Here is a 15,915-nt window from a genome sequence, read left to right as displayed (position 1 = left end):
CGCGGACGACGGTACCGATGACGCCGAAGTTCGGGCGCATCCCGATCCTCGATCTCTCCCCGCAGGTGAACGACAATCTGTGGCCGGCGAAGGCCTTCGTCGGCGAAGCGGTGCCGTTCAAGGCCACCGCATTCCGTGAGGGCCACGACCTGATCGGCGTTATGCTCCTGCTGACCGCGCCCGACGGCACCCGGTCGCAGCATCCGATGTCCCTGACCGTGCCGGGAACCGACCGCTGGGAGACCACCGTGGGCCTCGGCAGCCAGGGCCGGTGGCAGTACCGGGTGCGGGCCTACGCCGACGACTGGGCCACCTGGCAGCACAACGCGTCCCTGAAGATCCCGGCCGGGGTCGACGTGGAGCTGATGTACCTGATCGGATCCGACCTCCTCCAGCGCGCGGCCGCCGACAAGACCCGGCCCCTGGCCGAGCGGCGTCTGTTCACGGCGGCGGCGAAGACACTCGTCGATCCGGCCAAGTCCCCGGATGCGCGCTTCGCGGTGATCTCCAACGAGAAGATCAACGCCGCGGCAGCCGCGCGCCCACTCGCCGGGCTGGAAGCCTTCTCCGAGTCCCGCACCGTGCTCGTCGAACGCACCCGCGCGGGCGTCAGCTCCTGGTACGAGTTCTTCCCCCGTTCCGAGGGCGCGGTCAGGCGCGCGGACGGGACGTGGCAGAGCGGAACCTTCCGCACGGCCGCCGGCCGTCTCCCCGGAGTGGCGGCCATGGGCTTCAACGTCGTCTACCTGCCGCCGATCCACCCGATCGGCCGGTCGTTCCGCAAGGGCCCCAACAACACCCTCAACGCCGGGCCGAACGATCCCGGATCGCCCTGGGCGATCGGATCGGCCGCGGGCGGACACGACGCCATCCACCCGGATCTCGGCACCGTGGACGACTTCACCGCGTTCCTCGACGCCGCCCGGGGCAACGGCCTGGAGATCGCGATCGACCTGGCCCTGCAGGCCTCCCCCGACCACCCCTGGGTCACCGAGCACCCGGAATGGTTCACCACGCTTCCCGACGGGTCGATCGCCTACGCCGAGAACCCGCCGAAGAAGTACCAGGACATCTACCCGATCAACTTCGACAACGACCCGGCCGGGATCCGCGCGGAGGTGCTCCGGATCGTGCGGTACTGGATCGGCGTCGGCATCAACATCTTCCGGGTCGACAACCCGCACACCAAGCCGCTCGATTTCTGGGAATGGTTGATCCACGAGATCACGTCCGAGTTCCCGGACGTCGTCTTCCTCGCCGAGGCGTTTACCCGCCCGGCCCTGCTGCAGGGCCTGGGCAAGGTCGGTTTCCAGCAGTCGTACACCTACTTTACCTGGCGCAACTCGAAGCAGGAGTTGTCGGAATTCTTCGACGGCCTGGCCCATGAGACCGCCGACTTTCTGCGGCCGAACCTGTTCGTCAACACCCCGGACATCCTGTCGGAATACCTGCAGTTCGGTGGCCCGGCGGCGTTCAAGATCCGGGCCGCCCTCGCGGCCACGGCGGCGCCGACCTGGGGCGTGTACAGCGGTTTCGACCTCTTCGAGAGCGTGGCCCGTCCCGGCGCCGAGGAGAACATCGACAATGAAAAGTACGAGTACCGTCCGCGCGATTTCGCGGCGGCCGAGGCACGCGGCGCGTCCCTGGCTCCCTACCTCACCCTGCTCAACCGTATCCGGGCCGAGCACCCGGCCCTCGGGCAGTTGCGCAACCTCGACATCCACGGCACCGAAGACGAGGCCATCCTCGTCTACAGCAAGTTCCTCGACGCCGAATTCACCGGCACCGGCCGGTCCGACGCGCTGATCATCGTGGCCAACGTGGACCCACATTCGGTGCGCCAGACCGTCGTACACCTGGACGTCACCCGCTTCGGCATTCCGCAGGGCGGATCGTTCGAGGTCGAAGACCTGGTCACCGGAGCCGTCTGGAACTGGTCTGCCGACAACTTCGTGCGCCTCGACGCATTCACCGAACCGGTGCACATCCTGCACGTGAAGGGACCGATTACATGAAGCACGCCCATCCCCGTCCCACCGACGGAGCCGACATGCCGGTGATCCCGGAGCACGTCCTGGAAGCCGTCGCGGCGGGCAGCTACTACAACCCACACGAGGTCCTGGGCCAGCACCTGCTCGCCACCGCCGGCGTCAGCGACCCGCTCACCGTCATCCGTGCCCTGCGGCCGCTGGCCACCGAGGTCATCGCGGTGCTGTCGACCGGTGCCCACGTGGAGCTGGCACACCTGAGCCACGGTATCTGGCAGGGTGTCAGCACCCTCGGCCTGCAGGACTACGTCCTGGAGACGCGCTACAGCGACGCCCCCACCTGGATCGTGGACGACCCGTACCGGTATCTGCCCACCCTGGGCGAGCTCGACCTGCACCTGATCGGCGAGGGGCGGCACGAGCGTCTCTGGGACGTGCTCGGCGCGCACTACCGGCCGCGCGTGGGACCGCTCGGCACCGGCTCCGGCACGTCCTTCGCTGTGTGGGCTCCGCACGCGCAGGCGGTCAGGGTGATCGGCGACTTCAACCAGTGGAGCGGCGTGCTGCACTCCATGCGCAACATGGGCAGCACCGGCGTCTGGGAGCTGTTCGTGCCCGGGCTGGCCGCCGGCTCCAACTACAAGTTCGAGCTGCTCGCTCAGTCGGGAGACTGGGTGCGCAAGGCCGACCCGATGGCCCGGTACACCGAGATCCCGCCGAAGACCGCGTCGGTCATCGGCGAGACCAGCTACGAGTGGGGGGATGCCGGCTGGCTGACCGAGCGCTCGGCCTCCGACCCGCACGACCGGGCGATGAGCATCTACGAGATGCACGTCGGCTCCTGGCGGCCGGGCCTCGGCTACCGGGACCTGGCCGACGAGCTGATCGCGTACCTGGACGAGCTGGCCTATACGCACGTCGAATTCATGCCGCTCAGCGAGCATCCGTACGGCGGTTCCTGGGGTTACCAGGTCACCGGTTACTACGCGCCGACGAGTCGTTTCGGCCCCCCGGACGACCTGCGCTACCTGATCGACCGGCTGCACCAGGCCGGCATCGGCGTGATCATGGACTGGGTCCCCGGTCACTTCCCGAAGGACGACTTCGCCCTGGCCCGGTTCGACGGCGAGGCGCTGTACGAGCACCCCGATCCGCGCCGCGGCGAGCAGATGGACTGGGGCACCTACGTCTTCGACTTCGGTCAGAAGCAGGTGCGCAACTTCCTGGTCGCGAACGCACTGTACTGGCTCGAGGAGTTCCACATCGACGGCCTGCGCGTGGACGCCGTCGCCTCGATGCTCTACCTGGACTACTCCCGCGAGGACGGTCAGTGGGAGCCGAACATCCACGGCGGCAACGAGAACCTCGAGGCGATCAGCCTGCTGCAGGAGATCAACGCCACCGCCTACAAGCGCAATCCCGGCGCGGTGATGATCGCCGAGGAGTCCACCAACTGGCCCGGCGTCACGGCCGCCACGTCGGGCGGCGGCCTCGGTTTCGGCATCAAATGGAACATGGGCTGGATGCACGACACGCTCGAGTACATGAGCGTGGACCCGATGTACCGGGCGCACCACCACAGCGAGCTGACCTTCTCGTTCGTCTACGCCTTCAGCGAGAACTTCCTGCTGCCGATCAGCCACGACGAGGTCGTGCACGGCAAGGGTTCCCTCGTCTCCAGGATGCCCGGCGACTCCTGGCAGCAGCTCGCGAACGTGCGCGCGTATCTGTCCTTCATGTGGGCGCACCCCGGCAAGCAGCTCCTGTTCATGGGCCAGGAATTCGGGCAGCGCTCCGAGTGGAGCGAGGCGCGCGGCCTCGACTGGTGGACCCTCGACCAGCCGGCCCACCGGGGCCTGTTCAACCTGGTCGGCCAGTTGAACCGGGTCTACCGGGCCAACGCGAGCCTCTGGGCGCGCGACTACGACGCGAGCGGGTTCGAGCTGCTCGACGGAGGCGCGGCCGCGCAGAACGTCGTCTCGTTCCTGCGCTGGGACAACGACGGCAACCCCGTCGCCTGCCTGTTCAACTTCTCCGGTCAACCGCACATCGGTTACCAGGTCGGCCTGCCGTTCGCGGGCGTGTGGGAGGAGATCCTGAACACGGATGCCGAGGAGTTCGGCGGTTCCGGGGTCGGAAATCTGGGCGCCGTGGAAGCCTCGGCTACCCCGTGGGCGGGCCGCCCGGCATCCGTCGTTCTCAGCCTGCCGCCCCTCGCGGGCCTCTGGTTGCGACTGCGCCGCTAACGACGACGCGCTCAGTCCGCGAAAGCGCGAAAAGGCCCCCTCGACGATGCCGAGGGGCCTTTTCGCGGCCTCAGCTGCGTGCGCCCAAGCGTCGCCGCCCGAACGAATTCGACGGAGATTCTGCCGGAATCGGCCCCAAACCCTACCAAACGGCGATTTTAGAGCAGAATCTCCGTCGAATTGGGTCGACGGCGTCGCCTCTGGGTATGGGCTCGGGGCGTCGGTTAGTAGAGCAGCGCGGTGAGGCGCGAGCGGGTGGGCGGCACCCGCGGGTCGTCCTGGCCGACGACCTCGAACAGTTCGAGGATGCGCTCCCGGATCTTGTTCCTGCCGACCGGCTCCTGCGCGGGGAAGAGCTCGAGCAGCCGATCGAAGGCGTCCTCGATGTGGCCGCCCGACAGATCGAGGTCCGCCACCAGGAGTTGCGCATCGAGGTCCCCGGGAGCGGCAGCGGCGGCCGCACGGATTTCGGCCATCGTCTTGCCGTGCAGACGGGCCAGCAGGCTCACCTGCGCCAGGCCGGCCACGGCCATGGTGTCCCTTGGGTCGCGGGCCAGCGCGGTCTTGTAGAGGGCGATCGCTGCCTCGTAGTCCCCACGCTCGATCGCGTCGTAGGCCTCGCGGTGCAGGGGCGGCAGCTCCGGCTCGGCCGGGACCGGCGCCTCGGAGGCGTCTCCGGCGGCTCCCGCACCGACTGCGGGCGCGGCGGCGGTCCCGGTGACTCCGTGCTCCGACGCGAGCTCGAGCACACGCTCGAAGACCTCGCGCACCTGGGCCTCGGGCAGCGCCCCGTTGAACAACGCCACCGGCTGGCCGCCGATGACGGCGGCCACGGTCGGGATCGACTGCGCCTGGAACGCCTGCGTGAGCTGGGGGTTGGTGTCGACATCCACCTTGGCCAGCACGAACCTGCCGGCGTACTCGGCGACGAGCCTCTCGAGCACGGGCGAGAGCTGCTTGCACGGCTCGCACCACTCGGCCCAGAGGTCGACGATGACCGGCACCGTCATGGACAGTTCCAGCACCTCTCCGAAGTTCGCGTCGGTGCCGTCAAGAATCAGGCTCGGCACCGGCACGGGCGCCCCCGCAGGTGCGGCCGGCGCACCGGGGACCGGAGCGGCCGGGCGGTTCACCAGGGACGACAGGTCGACGGCGCCGCGCATGTTCATTCCGGACGGGGGGACAGTGGTCATGGAATCTCCGAGGATGAGATGAGGCCCTGGGCGATGCCAAGGAGGACGATTTTTTCTTTCGAACCGGCTGCCGGAACGTGGAAGAGGAGCTGGTCACCGTAGACGCTCTGGATGCCCTTGGCGGTTTTTTCCACTCCCGAAAGCGCCTTGCTGGCCCCTTCGGTCTGCACCGTGGCGCCGCCATCGAGGATCTTAGCCGTCTCCGTCTCGGTCAGACTCACCGCGACGATGCTGCCGGAGTCGTTGGTGGCCAGGGCCACCGTCGACCCCTTCCCGACGGCGGTCGCGAACTCGAGGGACGCCGTCTTGGAGAGCTTGCCGATCCGGTCGGCCCTGAGGGTGGCCACCTGGGTGCGGAAGGTGTCCCCCTCCGCCTCGAAGAGACCGAAGGAGGGGCTGGCCTCCCCCTGCATCAGGATGTCGGCGTAGGCCGCGGCGACCTCACCCGGCGGCAGGGCCAGGAGTTTGGAGTCGGGCGCGATGATGGGCGCGCCGATGCTCGCCGGCGCCACGTCGGGAACCTTCGCGGCCGGTTCCAGCTGCATCGCGTACTCGACCAGGTAGTCGGCCCGCGGGCTCTCCTGCCGGAGCACCAGCGCCAGCGGGGCCACGGTGGGCGCGGCCTTGTCCTGGATCACGGTCAGGACAACCCGCGGCCAGTTCGAGGACTGCTGCGGCAGCTTCAGCGTGAGCGGTGCGGCCGGAAGGGCCGGCACGGCCTTCAGCGCGGGGTCCACGGCGCGCACCTTGTAGTTGGCCAGCCGTTCCGCGAGGGCAGGACCGGTGAACCGGGTCGCGATGGCCTCCGCATCCAGCTTCGCGTCGGCGTCGGTGGAGAGTCTGGAAATGTCGGAAACAATTCGCTCCAGTTGTGGCACCGAGACGGCGGGCGGCGGCACGTCCTCGGCCGCGGGGAGGTCGGTGGCTCCGGGAGTCGCGGTGACCGACGCCTTCGGGGCGGACGGCGCGCTCGGCCAGAAGTCGGCCGAACACCCGCTCAGCAGGAGGCCGGACACCAGGACCACGGGGACAACCCTGACCATGGAGCGGGTGACCGACCGACGCGAGCCGGTGATCTCGCTGGCCTTGATCGCCTTGGGACGGGGCACCCGCGGGAGCCGGGGCATCCGCGGGCCGCGGGGCAGGTTGCGGCGCGGGCCATGCGAACGGCGCAGGTGCAGCAGGGCCAGCAGATACATGACCAAGCCGAGGAGGGCGACGATCCCGCCGCCCGCGATCAGCGGGCCGGCCCACGGGGTGGAGTTGTCGACGGGCCAGGACAGGGTGACCGTCGTCGGTGCGGGCGCGGTGCCGTCGGACGCGACGATCAGGGAGATGCCCTCCGGAACGTGGACAGTGGTGGTCAGGGTCTTCTTGGCGGTGAATTCCTGGAGCCACATGTCAGACCCCGCCGGGTTGGTGATCGTCTCGGCCACGGGCGCAGCAGTCTCCGATGATGCCGCGTCGGCCGCTTCGGCCGCGGGGGCCTCGACGATTTTGCTGCTGAGCCGGGGAGCGTTCCTGGCCTGGCGGATGTCCGCATACGGGGAGTCCCCGAGCCAGGCCTTCACGTCGCTGGAACGCCCGTAAGCCAGGAAGACGGTGTCGGCACCGGTGACGGTGACGGTCTGGCTGCCGTCGAACGCGGTCAGCGCACTGGACTCGATCACCGCGTACCGGGCCTCGTCCGCGATGGTCGCGCTGAGGCTGGTGGATGCCGGTTCGAGAAAGACCGTCCGCTGGGCGATGCCGAGAACGATCATCCCGGCCGCAAGGACGAATGCCACAATGGCAATAAGAAAACGCACGTAAACCCTCCTGTGTTGCCCGCCGCTCACCACACGCTTGGGGCGGGCACTGCCCGGTTTTGGGCCCGGGGAGCAGCAGACAGGACATTTCACGATACTGGTTGCCCCTGAGAGCTGCCTAATAGTCCTTCAACTGGGACCGGCCCCCCCCTCCCCAACATACTAAAATTGACGAGACTCCCCCCGATGCACCGTGGTCGGGGGTCCGAGTCCCATTTTGAGGAGATAGCGTGGCACTCGACGAAGCTGATTTCACCCAGGTTTTCCGTGGATACGACCGGGAAGAAGTCGACAAGGCCATCCAGGGTCTCCGTCGCGACCTTATTCGGGCCAACAGCCAGGGCACCGAAGCGAACAAGGAGATCAAACGCCTCACCGCCCACATCGAGGACCTGAACGCCGAAATCGAGGAAGTGGGCAGCCCCACCTTCTCCGGACTCGGCACCAAGCTGGAGAACACCCTCCGCGTCGCGGAGGAACAGTCGACCCGCGTCATCGCCCAGGCCGACATCGACGCCGAGCGGCTGCGCGCATCCGCTGCCAGCGAAGTGCAGACCCTGCGCCGTGAGGCGAAAGACCACGCCGACCGCGTTCTTTCGGATGCCGGCGTGAAGGCCGGCCGCATCATGGACGACGCCATCGCCGAGGCCGACGACCTCCTGGCCCGCGCCCACGACGACTCCACGACGCTGACCCAGGACGCCATGCACGACGCGGCCGCCATCCGCGGCGCCGTGGCCACCGAAGCGGCCGAGCTGCGGTCCACGGTGAAGCGGGAGGTCGCCGCGATCCGCTCCGAAGCCGAGCGTGAGGCCGCCGAGGTGCGCGTGGTCGCCCAGCGGGAAGCGACCGAGGCGCAGGAGATCGCGGCCGGCCTGACGACGGAGACGGAGCTGACCCGGGCCGAGGTCGCCCACGAACTCGACCAGCAGCGCGCCGACCTCGCCCGCGAAACCGAGCAGGCCAGAATCGACCTCGCGGCCGAGACCGAGCAGGCGCGCGTCGACCTTGCCCGGGAGACCGAGCAGGCCAGAATCGACCTCGCCCACGAGACCGAGGCCACGCGCACCGACCTCGCGGCCGAGATCGAGCAGGCCCGCACCGACCTCGACAGGGAACTTGAGCAGGCCCACGCCGACCAGGCGATCGCGGCCGACCAGGCCCAGACCGACCTGGCCAGGGACCTCGATCGCAGGCGGGCGGACCTGGAGCACGAGACCCACAAGGCGCGCGCCGACCTGGCTGCCGAGACCGAGCAGGCCCGGGCAGATCTCGGGCGCGAACACGAACAGGCCAGGGCCGATTTTGCCGCGGACAGCGAGCAGCTGCGCATCGACCTCGAGAATCACCTGACGGCCGCTCGCAAGCGCGGCGAACACGAGGCCGCGAAACTGAAGCGGGAGATCGACCAGACCAGGGCCGACCTGGACATGGAGCTGAAGGCCCGCCGGGACGAAGCAGAGCAGGGGCACCTGACCCGTCACCAGGAGGCCGTCGCCCAGACGCAGAAGTTCATTTCCGACGCGACCCGGCAGCTCACCGAGACCACCCAGCGCACGGCCGAACTTCGCGCCCTGAACGACCAGCTGGACGCTGACGCCCGAGACGAGGCCCGAGCAGTGAAGAAGACCGCGGAGGAATCCGCGGAACGCACGGTGCGGGAGGCCGAGGCCCGCGCGAGCGCTCTGGTGACGGAGGCGGAATCGCGCACACGCGTTCTCGTTGAGGACGCGGAGGAGCGCCTGTCCCAGATTAGGATTGAGCGCGACGCGGTGGCCGGCTACTTCGAGAGCCTGCGCGGCCTGCTCACCCAGGCGGAGAGAGTCACCTCGGACGAGTAGTCCACCAGCAGCAGCAGCACCGACGATGAGAACCGACGCCGAGTCGTCGCCAATGGGGGAGCACGTGAAGATTCAAAATGCATTCCGAGTCGGCCTGATCGGAACCCTCGGCGTCGGCGTCGGACTACTGATCATCTCCTCCGTTGTCACGCTGCAGACGATCATCACCTACATCGGGGCCGCGCTCTTCCTCTCGCTCGGACTCGACCCGGCCGTGTCCTGGCTGGAGAAGAAAAAGTTCCCGCGCCGGTGGGCGATCCTGACGGTTCTGGCCGTCGTACTCAGCGTCCTCACCGGCATGGTCTTCGCCGTCGCCCCGATCATCGTCGACCAGGTGTCCAAGCTCTCCAAAGCCATCCCCGACCTGGTGAAGTCGGTCAACTCCTCGACGTTCCTCACCGACCTGCAGAACCAGTTCCCCGGCCTGGAGGTCTCCAAGATCGTCACCTCGGTGACTGACTTCCTCGGCAAGAACCTGACCTCGATCACGTCCACGGTGATCCAGTCCGGCATCGCCGTGGTGAGCGGCCTGTTCGGCGCTTTGATCATCCTCATTCTCACGCTCTATTTCACGGCCTCCCTGAACGGCATGAAGCACGCGATGTACCAGCTGGTGCCGGCGTCCAAGCGGGAGCGGTTCGCCGACCTCAGCGAGCAGATCACGACCGCCGTCGGCCGTTTCGTGATCGGGCAGGGTGCCCTGGCCCTGTGCAACGGCGTGCTCAGTTTCATCTTCCTGTCCATCATCGGGGCCCCCTTCCCGGCCTTGCTGGCACTGATCGCCTTCCTGTTCTCGCTCGTTCCCCTGATCGGGACCATCACCGGTTCGATCATCATCGTGCTGACCTGCCTGATCCCCGGGATCGGCAGTTCGCCGTTCACGGCCCTGGTCGCAGCGATCTACTACCTCATCTACATGCAGGTCGAGGCGTACCTGCTCAGCCCGAACATCATGAACCGCGCCGTCGCCGTACCAGGGGCGCTCGTCGTCGTGGCCGCCCTCGCCGGCGGAAGCCTGCTCGGCATCCTCGGCGCCCTGATCGCCATCCCCGTCGCCGCGGCCGCCATCATGATCATCAAGCAGGTCGTCGTGCCGAGGCAGAACGAACTCTGACGAATCGGTTCGGCTAGGCGAGCGGGCCGGTCCACTCCGTCGGCAGGGGTGCGGCCGCCGGGTTGACCACGGCGACGATCTCGTCCAGGACCCGGCGCGTCTGGCTCTCCCCGACCCACAGGTGCTTCCCGCCGTCCACGGCGATGAACCGGGTGCCCGGCACGCTGCTGAAGCGCTGACGGGCCTCCTCCGGCCGCAGGTAGTCGTCGTGCTCCGGGATGATGGCGACGAGGGCCCGCTCATTCCCCGCCCACCTGGCCAGATCCGCATCCGACGCCCGGTGCAGGGGTGGCGACAGCAGGATGGCGCCCCGGATCGGGTGCTCGAGACCGTACTTGATCGCCAGTTCGGTGCCGAAGGACCAGCCGACCAGCCAGGGGTTCGGCAGGCCCCGTTGGGCGACGAAGGCCATGGCCGCCGCGAGGTCCTCGCGCTCGGCGTCCCCGCCGTCGAAACTGCCCCCGCTGGTGCCGCGCGGGGAGGTCGTACCGCGGGTGTTGAACCGCAGGACGGCCAGATCGGCGAGGGCCGGCAGCCGGCCGGCTGCCTTGCGGAGGAGGTGGGAGTCCATGAAGCCGCCGTGCGTGGGCAAGGGATGCAGGGTGACGAGAGTGGCCACCGGGGGGCGGCCCACCGGTGTCGCGAGCTCCCCCACCAGGGTCAGGCCATCGCCGGTGTGCAACTCGATCTGCTCGCGCACCGCCGGCAGTTCGACTCCCCCGCGAATCTCGACCACGCTCGAACTCACGGTTTCTCCTTCTCGGATGCCCGCTGCGGCATCCCTATCTGATCTTCCAGCAGTGCGTGTGCCAGTGCCGGCGGGCCGCCAGGTCGGCGGCCTCGCCCATCAGGCCGTCGTTTCGCCACGCGACGACATGGGCGAGTCCGGGCGCGATGTGCAGGCTGCAGCCCGGGCAGACATAGGCCTTGACGGCCTGCGCACCGGTCACCGGTTGAACGGTCCAGAGGCCGTCGCGCCCGGATTCCGTGCGGCGCCAGCCGGCCCGCAGACGGGACAGGCCGTCATCCGGCTCGCCCGACCCGGCCGGCTTGCGGCCACGAGGTCGGTTGCTGCGGGCCATGGGCACAGTCTACGTCGGGGCGGCCGGCTTGCGGCCACGGGGCCGGTGGGGGCGTGCGGCGCGTTAGTACCAGCCGACGTCGCCGGAGTGCGCCCAGGCACCGCACGGCGTTCCGTAGCGGCCGCTGATATAGCCGAGGCCCCAGTCGATCTGCGTCGCGGCGTTGGTCTGCCAGTCGTCGCCGGAGGTGGCCATCTTGGAGCCCGGCAGCGCCTGAGGGATGCCGTACGCGCCGCTCGAGGAGTTCTCGGCGTTGACGCGCCAGCCGGACTCCTTCTTCCACAGCGAGACGAGGCAGTTGAACTGGTCGTCGCCCCAGCCGCGGTCAGCCACCATCCCGGACGCGATGGCCTGGGCGGAGCCGGGATCGGGAACGGCGGCCGTCGGCGCCGTAGACGACGATGACTTCGACGCTACGGGGGCCGCGACGGGCACCGGAACGGGAATGGGCTTCTCGTTCACGGTGAAGCTGTCTCGGGTCACGGTGTTCGCGTAGCCGGCGGCGACCTGGATCTCCTGGGCGGGACCAGACGGCCGGCTCACGCCGACGACCTGGAAGTACGGTGACGCGGTGGCGCCGGAATACGGGTCCACGACGGTGACCAGCACGAAGGCCGCAGCAGCCGTGAAGGCGAAAAGGAAGAGCGACGCCTGACCTCTGGACCGGGGCCTTCTCATTGCGGGCCTGACGGGTATGGCGGCGTGCTCGGACTCGATGATGCTCATATGTCTACCCACGATGTCCTGAGCCTAACCCAGATCACGCATAACAGCGAGATAACGGCGTGCGTGTTAGCGAACCGCCAGCATCACGTCGATCACGCCGTCCAGGACGACGTCGACCTGGGCTTCGCGATAGCCGCCGCGCTGGGGCCGGAATACCGCGCACCGCACGTCCTCGATCGTGACCGGGAAGCCGTCTTCGAAGTACCGCACCAGCCGGGACGCGAACCGGTCGACGTCTACCCGGCTGTAGCCGACCGTAAGGATGCTGACGCGGGAGAAACGGTGGTGGTCGGCGCGACCGAGCCGGTTGACCAGGACCTGGGCCAGATCGTGTGCCTCTTCCAGCCAGGCCTCCTTGCCCTGTGCACGCGTGGCCCGGTCACGGTCGCGGGTGGCGAAGGCATCCTCGAGCCGTTCGAGGGCCGCGTCCACGTGGGCGGGAGAATAGCCGCCCTTGTGCAGGCTGAACGCGGTGTGACGGATGGTTTCGGCCGTGAGCGGAGCGCCCTCGCCTCCGTCATCGGTGGCGTCGTACGCCTTCCGAGCCGCTGCGAGGAATGACTCGACCTGCGCCGTGTTGTAACCCAGCGTCTTTTTGGGGGTGCGCGGGAAGGTCGTGGTCACTGCGTCATGCTGCCTCACAGCATCTCCTCTGTTTCGAGCGTCAACTGTTAGGCGAAGATCAGGTACAGGGCGTACGCGGCTGCGGCCGACGGAAGGATCGAGTCCAGCCGGTCGAGGAATCCGCCGTGGCCCGGCAGCCAGGAGCTCATGTCCTTGATCCCGAGGTCCCGCTTGATCAGTGACTCCGCCAGGTCGCCGAAGGTCGCGCTGAGCAGGATGACGACCCCAAAGATGAGGCCGAACCACCAGGGCTCGTGGAGCATCAGGACGGACAGGAGCACGCCGATCCCCAGGCAGGCGGCACCGGCACCCGCGAAACCTTCCCAGGTCTTCTTGGGGCTGATGCTGGGCACCATCTTGTGCTTGCCGAAGCTGAGCCCCGTGGCGTAGGCGGCGGTGTCCGCCGAGATGACGATCAGCAGGAACGCGAGCGTCCACCACTGCCCCTCGGGCAGCGCCACCAGAAGCACGGAGAAACTGCCCAGGAAGACGACGTAGGACTGGATCAGCAGGCCGCCACCGACATCCGCCAGCACGCTGCTCGCATCGGCGCGGTGGCTCTTCCAGGCGAGCAGAACGACCCGCCAGAGACCGATCAGCAGGATGCCGCCGAGCGTGGCCAGCCACTGGCCGGTCGCTCCGAAGTAGAACGCGGCCGGCACCACGGACACGGCAGCCAGTACGACCGGGATGCGGGGCACGTTCCGCCCGGAGTGGCGAAGCGCCTGGGCCAGCTCGAAGGCGGTGAGGCCGACGAACGCGGCCGCGCAGACCATGAACAGGTCCTTGACCACGATGAGGCTGAACAGCATGAACAGTCCCAGCGCCAGCCCGATCAGGGTGGCGAGGATCAGGTTGCGGCCCGTGCGAGCCTGGATACGCACCTGCGTCGCGTCCAGCTGCGCCCGGGTGGCCTGCATCTGACGTTCGATGTCAGCCCTGGTGGACTGGACCTGGGCCCGGAACTCGGCACGGCTGACGCCATGCGCGCGCTTGGGCGGCAGGTCTTTTTTCGAATCGTCCGTCATGGTGCTGAACTCCCTAGATCTCGAGGAGTTCGGCTTCTTTGCGCTTGAGGGCATCGTCGATGGCATCGACGTGGGCCTTGGTGATCTGTTCCAGTTCCTTCTCACCGCGGGCCACGTCGTCGTCACCGACCTCGGTCTTGAGGGCCTCGAGTTCGTCCTTGGCCTTGCGCCGGAGGTTGCGCACGGACACCTTCGCGTCCTCGGCCTTGGTGCGGACGATCTTGACGTACTCCTTGCGGCGGTCCGCCGTCAGCTCGGGCAGAGTGGCGCGGATGACGTTGCCGTCATTGCCCAGGTTCGCCCCGAGGTTCGGGGTGTCGCGGATGGCCTGCTCGATATCGCGCAGGGCGCCCTTGTCATACGGGCCGATCAACAGCGTGCGGGCTTCCTGGTTCTGGAGGGAGGCGATCTGCTCCAGCGGCGTCGCCGTGCCGTAGTAATTGACCAGGATCTTCGCGAACATCTGCGGGTTCGCGCGGCCGGTTCGCACGGTCGCGAAATCGTCCTTCGCGGCTTCGACAGCCTTGTGCATGCGTGCGGTGGCATCGGACAGAACATCCGTGATCACGGTGACTCCTTCTTCGGTGGCGTTGACAAGCTTAGTTGGAGACGAGGGTTCCCAGATCGGCCCCGAGAATGGCGGCCGTCACGTTGCCGTGCGGAGCCATCCCGAAGACCTGCATGGGCATGCCGTTGTCCATGCAGAGGCTGAACGCGGTCGAGTCGACGACCTTGAGCCCGCGCTGCAGGGCCTCCTGATAGGTGATGCGGTCGATCTTGTGCGCGTCCGGGTTGGTGCGCGGGTCATCGGAGTAGACGCCGTCCACGCCGTTCTTGGCGACGAGCACGATCTCGGCGTCGATCTCGAGGGCACGCTGCGCCGCGACGGTGTCGGTCGAGAAGTAGGGCAGTCCGGCACCGGCGCCGAAAATGACGACGCGGCCCTTTTCCAGGTGGCGCTCCGCGCGGCGGGGGATGTACGGCTCGGCCACCTGGGTCATCGCGATGGCGGACTGGACCCGGGTCTCAGCGCCCGCCTGCTCCAGGAAGTCCTGCAGCGCCAGCGCGTTCATGACGGTGCCGAGCATCCCCATGTAGTCGGCCCGGCCACGGTCCATGCCGCGCTGTGACAACTCGGCTCCACGGAAGAAGTTGCCGCCGCCGACGACGATCGCGATTTCGACCTGCTTGGCCGCTTCGGCGATCTCGCGGGCGAGGGCGCTGATGACGTCGGGGTTCACGCCGAGGCTTCCCGCCCCGAATGCTTCCCCAGAAAGCTTGAGGAGGACCCTGCGCTTTTTGACCGAATCTGACATGCTGTGCGCGTCCTTCCGTTGTACCTGTCTTAAAACTACTGGGTGAGCTACTGGGCGCGCACACAGAGAAGGAGACCGGATTGCGAATGCAACCCGGTCTCCATCGTTACTCAATTTCTCGTTACGCGCCGACCTTGAACCGGGCGAAGCCCGAGACGGTCAGTCCGGCGTCCGCGAGAACCTTGCTGACGGACAACTTGTTGTCCTTGGCGTAGTCCTGCTCGAGGAGTGCGACCTGCTTGAAGTAAGCCGTGACGCGACCCTCGACGATCTTGGGCAGAGCCGCTTCGGGCTTGCCCTCGTTCTTCGAGATCTCGGTCACAATGCGGCGCTCGGCCTCGACGGCGTCGACGGGAACGTCTTCGCGCGCGAGGTACTCGGGATTCGCGAAGGAGATGTGCTGGGCCACGCTGCGCGCGGTCTCTGCGTCGTCTCCGGAGTAGCCGAGAACAACACCGACCTGCGGGGGCAGGTCCTTGCTGGTCTTGTGCAGGTAGATCGCGAACTTCTCACCCGTGACGGATGCGACGCGGCGCAGTTCGAACTTCTCGCCGATGATCGCGGCTTCGCCGTCGATGAGCTGGCCGACGGTCTGGGCGTCGACCGGAGCGGCCAGGCCTTCCTCGACGGTGGTGGCGCCGGCAGCGGCGACCGCGTCCAGGACCTTCTCGGCCAGTGCGACGAACTTGACGCCCTTGGCGACGAAGTCGGTCTCGCAGGCGAGTTCGATCATGGTGGCGGTGTTGCCGATTTCCTTGGCCGCGACGAGTCCCTCCGAAGTGGAGCGGTCGGCGCGCTTGGCGTTGCCCTTGGCACCCTTCATCCGGAGGAGTTCGACGGCCTTTTCCATGTCGCCGTCGGCTTCAACGAGGGCGTTCTTGGTGTCGACCATGCCAGTGCCGAGGCGCTCGCGCAGAGCCTTGACGTCTGCGAGGCTGATGCTTGCCAT

General features: G+C 67.8%; 14 protein-coding genes. 4 read left to right on the top strand and 10 right to left on the bottom strand.

Annotation, left to right across the window (positions count from 1 at the left end; translation table 11 throughout):
• Nucleotides 1–17 precede the first annotated feature (17 nt).
• Together E3O49_RS17550 and glgB are read left to right on the top strand one after the other, a co-directional pair.
• Nucleotides 18–2,015 (top strand): maltotransferase domain-containing protein, encoded by a 1,998-nt coding sequence (locus E3O49_RS17550; RefSeq protein WP_134450896.1) that lies wholly within the window; start codon nt 18–20, stop codon nt 2,013–2,015.
• Nucleotides 2,012–4,234: a 1,4-alpha-glucan branching protein GlgB gene (gene glgB, locus E3O49_RS17545; RefSeq protein WP_134406024.1), complete on the top strand. Its 2,223-nt coding sequence runs from the start codon at nt 2,012–2,014 to the stop codon at nt 4,232–4,234. Before E3O49_RS17550 ends, glgB begins: the two co-directional genes overlap by 4 nt.
• 224 nt (nt 4,235–4,458) lie before the next feature.
• On the opposite strand, the gene E3O49_RS17540 is transcribed toward glgB, so the two are convergent.
• Together E3O49_RS17540 and E3O49_RS17535 are read right to left on the bottom strand one after the other, a co-directional pair.
• Nucleotides 4,459–5,427, bottom strand: coding sequence for a tetratricopeptide repeat protein (locus E3O49_RS17540; RefSeq protein ID WP_134368245.1), 969 nt, complete (start codon nt 5,425–5,427; stop codon nt 4,459–4,461).
• Complete coding sequence (locus E3O49_RS17535; protein ID WP_134368246.1) at nt 5,424–7,214, bottom strand: DUF8094 domain-containing protein; 1,791 nt, start codon at nt 7,212–7,214, stop codon at nt 5,424–5,426. The genes E3O49_RS17540 and E3O49_RS17535 overlap by 4 nt, the downstream gene beginning before the upstream one ends.
• Before the next feature lie 251 nt (nt 7,215–7,465).
• Between E3O49_RS17535 and E3O49_RS17530 the strand changes: the two genes are divergently transcribed.
• Together E3O49_RS17530 and E3O49_RS17525 are read left to right on the top strand one after the other, a co-directional pair.
• Nucleotides 7,466–9,076, top strand: a complete 1,611-nt coding sequence (locus tag E3O49_RS17530) for a coiled-coil domain-containing protein (protein ID WP_134450894.1) — start codon at nt 7,466–7,468, stop codon at nt 9,074–9,076.
• Nucleotides 9,077–9,140: 64 nt separating this feature from the next.
• The gene (locus tag E3O49_RS17525) at nt 9,141–10,190 is read left to right on the top strand and encodes an AI-2E family transporter (RefSeq protein WP_134368248.1); all 1,050 of its coding nucleotides are present in this window, start codon (nt 9,141–9,143) and stop codon (nt 10,188–10,190) included.
• 13 nt (nt 10,191–10,203) lie between these two features.
• On the opposite strand, the gene E3O49_RS17520 is transcribed toward E3O49_RS17525, so the two are convergent.
• The 8 genes from E3O49_RS17520 to tsf all read right to left on the bottom strand — a co-directional run bounded on the left by E3O49_RS17520 (nt 10,204) and on the right by tsf (nt 15,915).
• Nucleotides 10,204–10,938 (bottom strand): alpha/beta hydrolase, encoded by a 735-nt coding sequence (locus tag E3O49_RS17520; protein WP_134368249.1) that lies wholly within the window; start codon nt 10,936–10,938, stop codon nt 10,204–10,206.
• Between the two features lie 34 nt (nt 10,939–10,972).
• On the bottom strand, nt 10,973–11,272 hold the full coding sequence (locus E3O49_RS17515; RefSeq protein WP_134368250.1) for a hypothetical protein: 300 nt from the start codon (nt 11,270–11,272) through the stop codon (nt 10,973–10,975).
• Between the two features lie 63 nt (nt 11,273–11,335).
• Nucleotides 11,336–11,998, bottom strand: a complete 663-nt coding sequence (locus tag E3O49_RS17510) for an aggregation-promoting factor C-terminal-like domain-containing protein (protein ID WP_134368251.1) — start codon at nt 11,996–11,998, stop codon at nt 11,336–11,338.
• 66 nt (nt 11,999–12,064) lie between these two features.
• A complete protein-coding gene (locus tag E3O49_RS17505) occupies nt 12,065–12,622 on the bottom strand; it encodes a DivIVA domain-containing protein (RefSeq protein WP_134402395.1) in 558 nt (185 codons plus the stop codon).
• Between the two features lie 47 nt (nt 12,623–12,669).
• Nucleotides 12,670–13,650 carry a phosphatidate cytidylyltransferase gene (locus E3O49_RS17500; protein ID WP_174235663.1) on the bottom strand — a complete coding sequence of 327 codons (981 nt, stop codon included), beginning with the start codon at nt 13,648–13,650 and terminating at the stop codon, nt 12,670–12,672.
• A 13-nt stretch (nt 13,651–13,663) separates the two neighbouring features.
• The gene (gene frr, locus E3O49_RS17495) at nt 13,664–14,218 is read right to left on the bottom strand and encodes a ribosome recycling factor (RefSeq protein WP_134368253.1); all 555 of its coding nucleotides are present in this window, start codon (nt 14,216–14,218) and stop codon (nt 13,664–13,666) included.
• Between the two features lie 31 nt (nt 14,219–14,249).
• Complete coding sequence (pyrH, locus tag E3O49_RS17490) at nt 14,250–14,966, bottom strand: UMP kinase (protein WP_134402394.1); 717 nt, start codon at nt 14,964–14,966, stop codon at nt 14,250–14,252.
• A gap of 121 nt (nt 14,967–15,087) precedes the next feature.
• Nucleotides 15,088–15,915, bottom strand: coding sequence for a translation elongation factor Ts (tsf, locus tag E3O49_RS17485; RefSeq protein WP_134402393.1), 828 nt, complete (start codon nt 15,913–15,915; stop codon nt 15,088–15,090).

This window comes from Cryobacterium shii, from assembly GCF_004402595.1.
Classification (GTDB): Bacteria; Actinomycetota; Actinomycetes; order Actinomycetales; family Microbacteriaceae; genus Cryobacterium; species Cryobacterium shii.
Note: the sequence above shows the minus strand (reverse complement) of the source record. Positions and strands in the feature narration are given on the sequence as shown.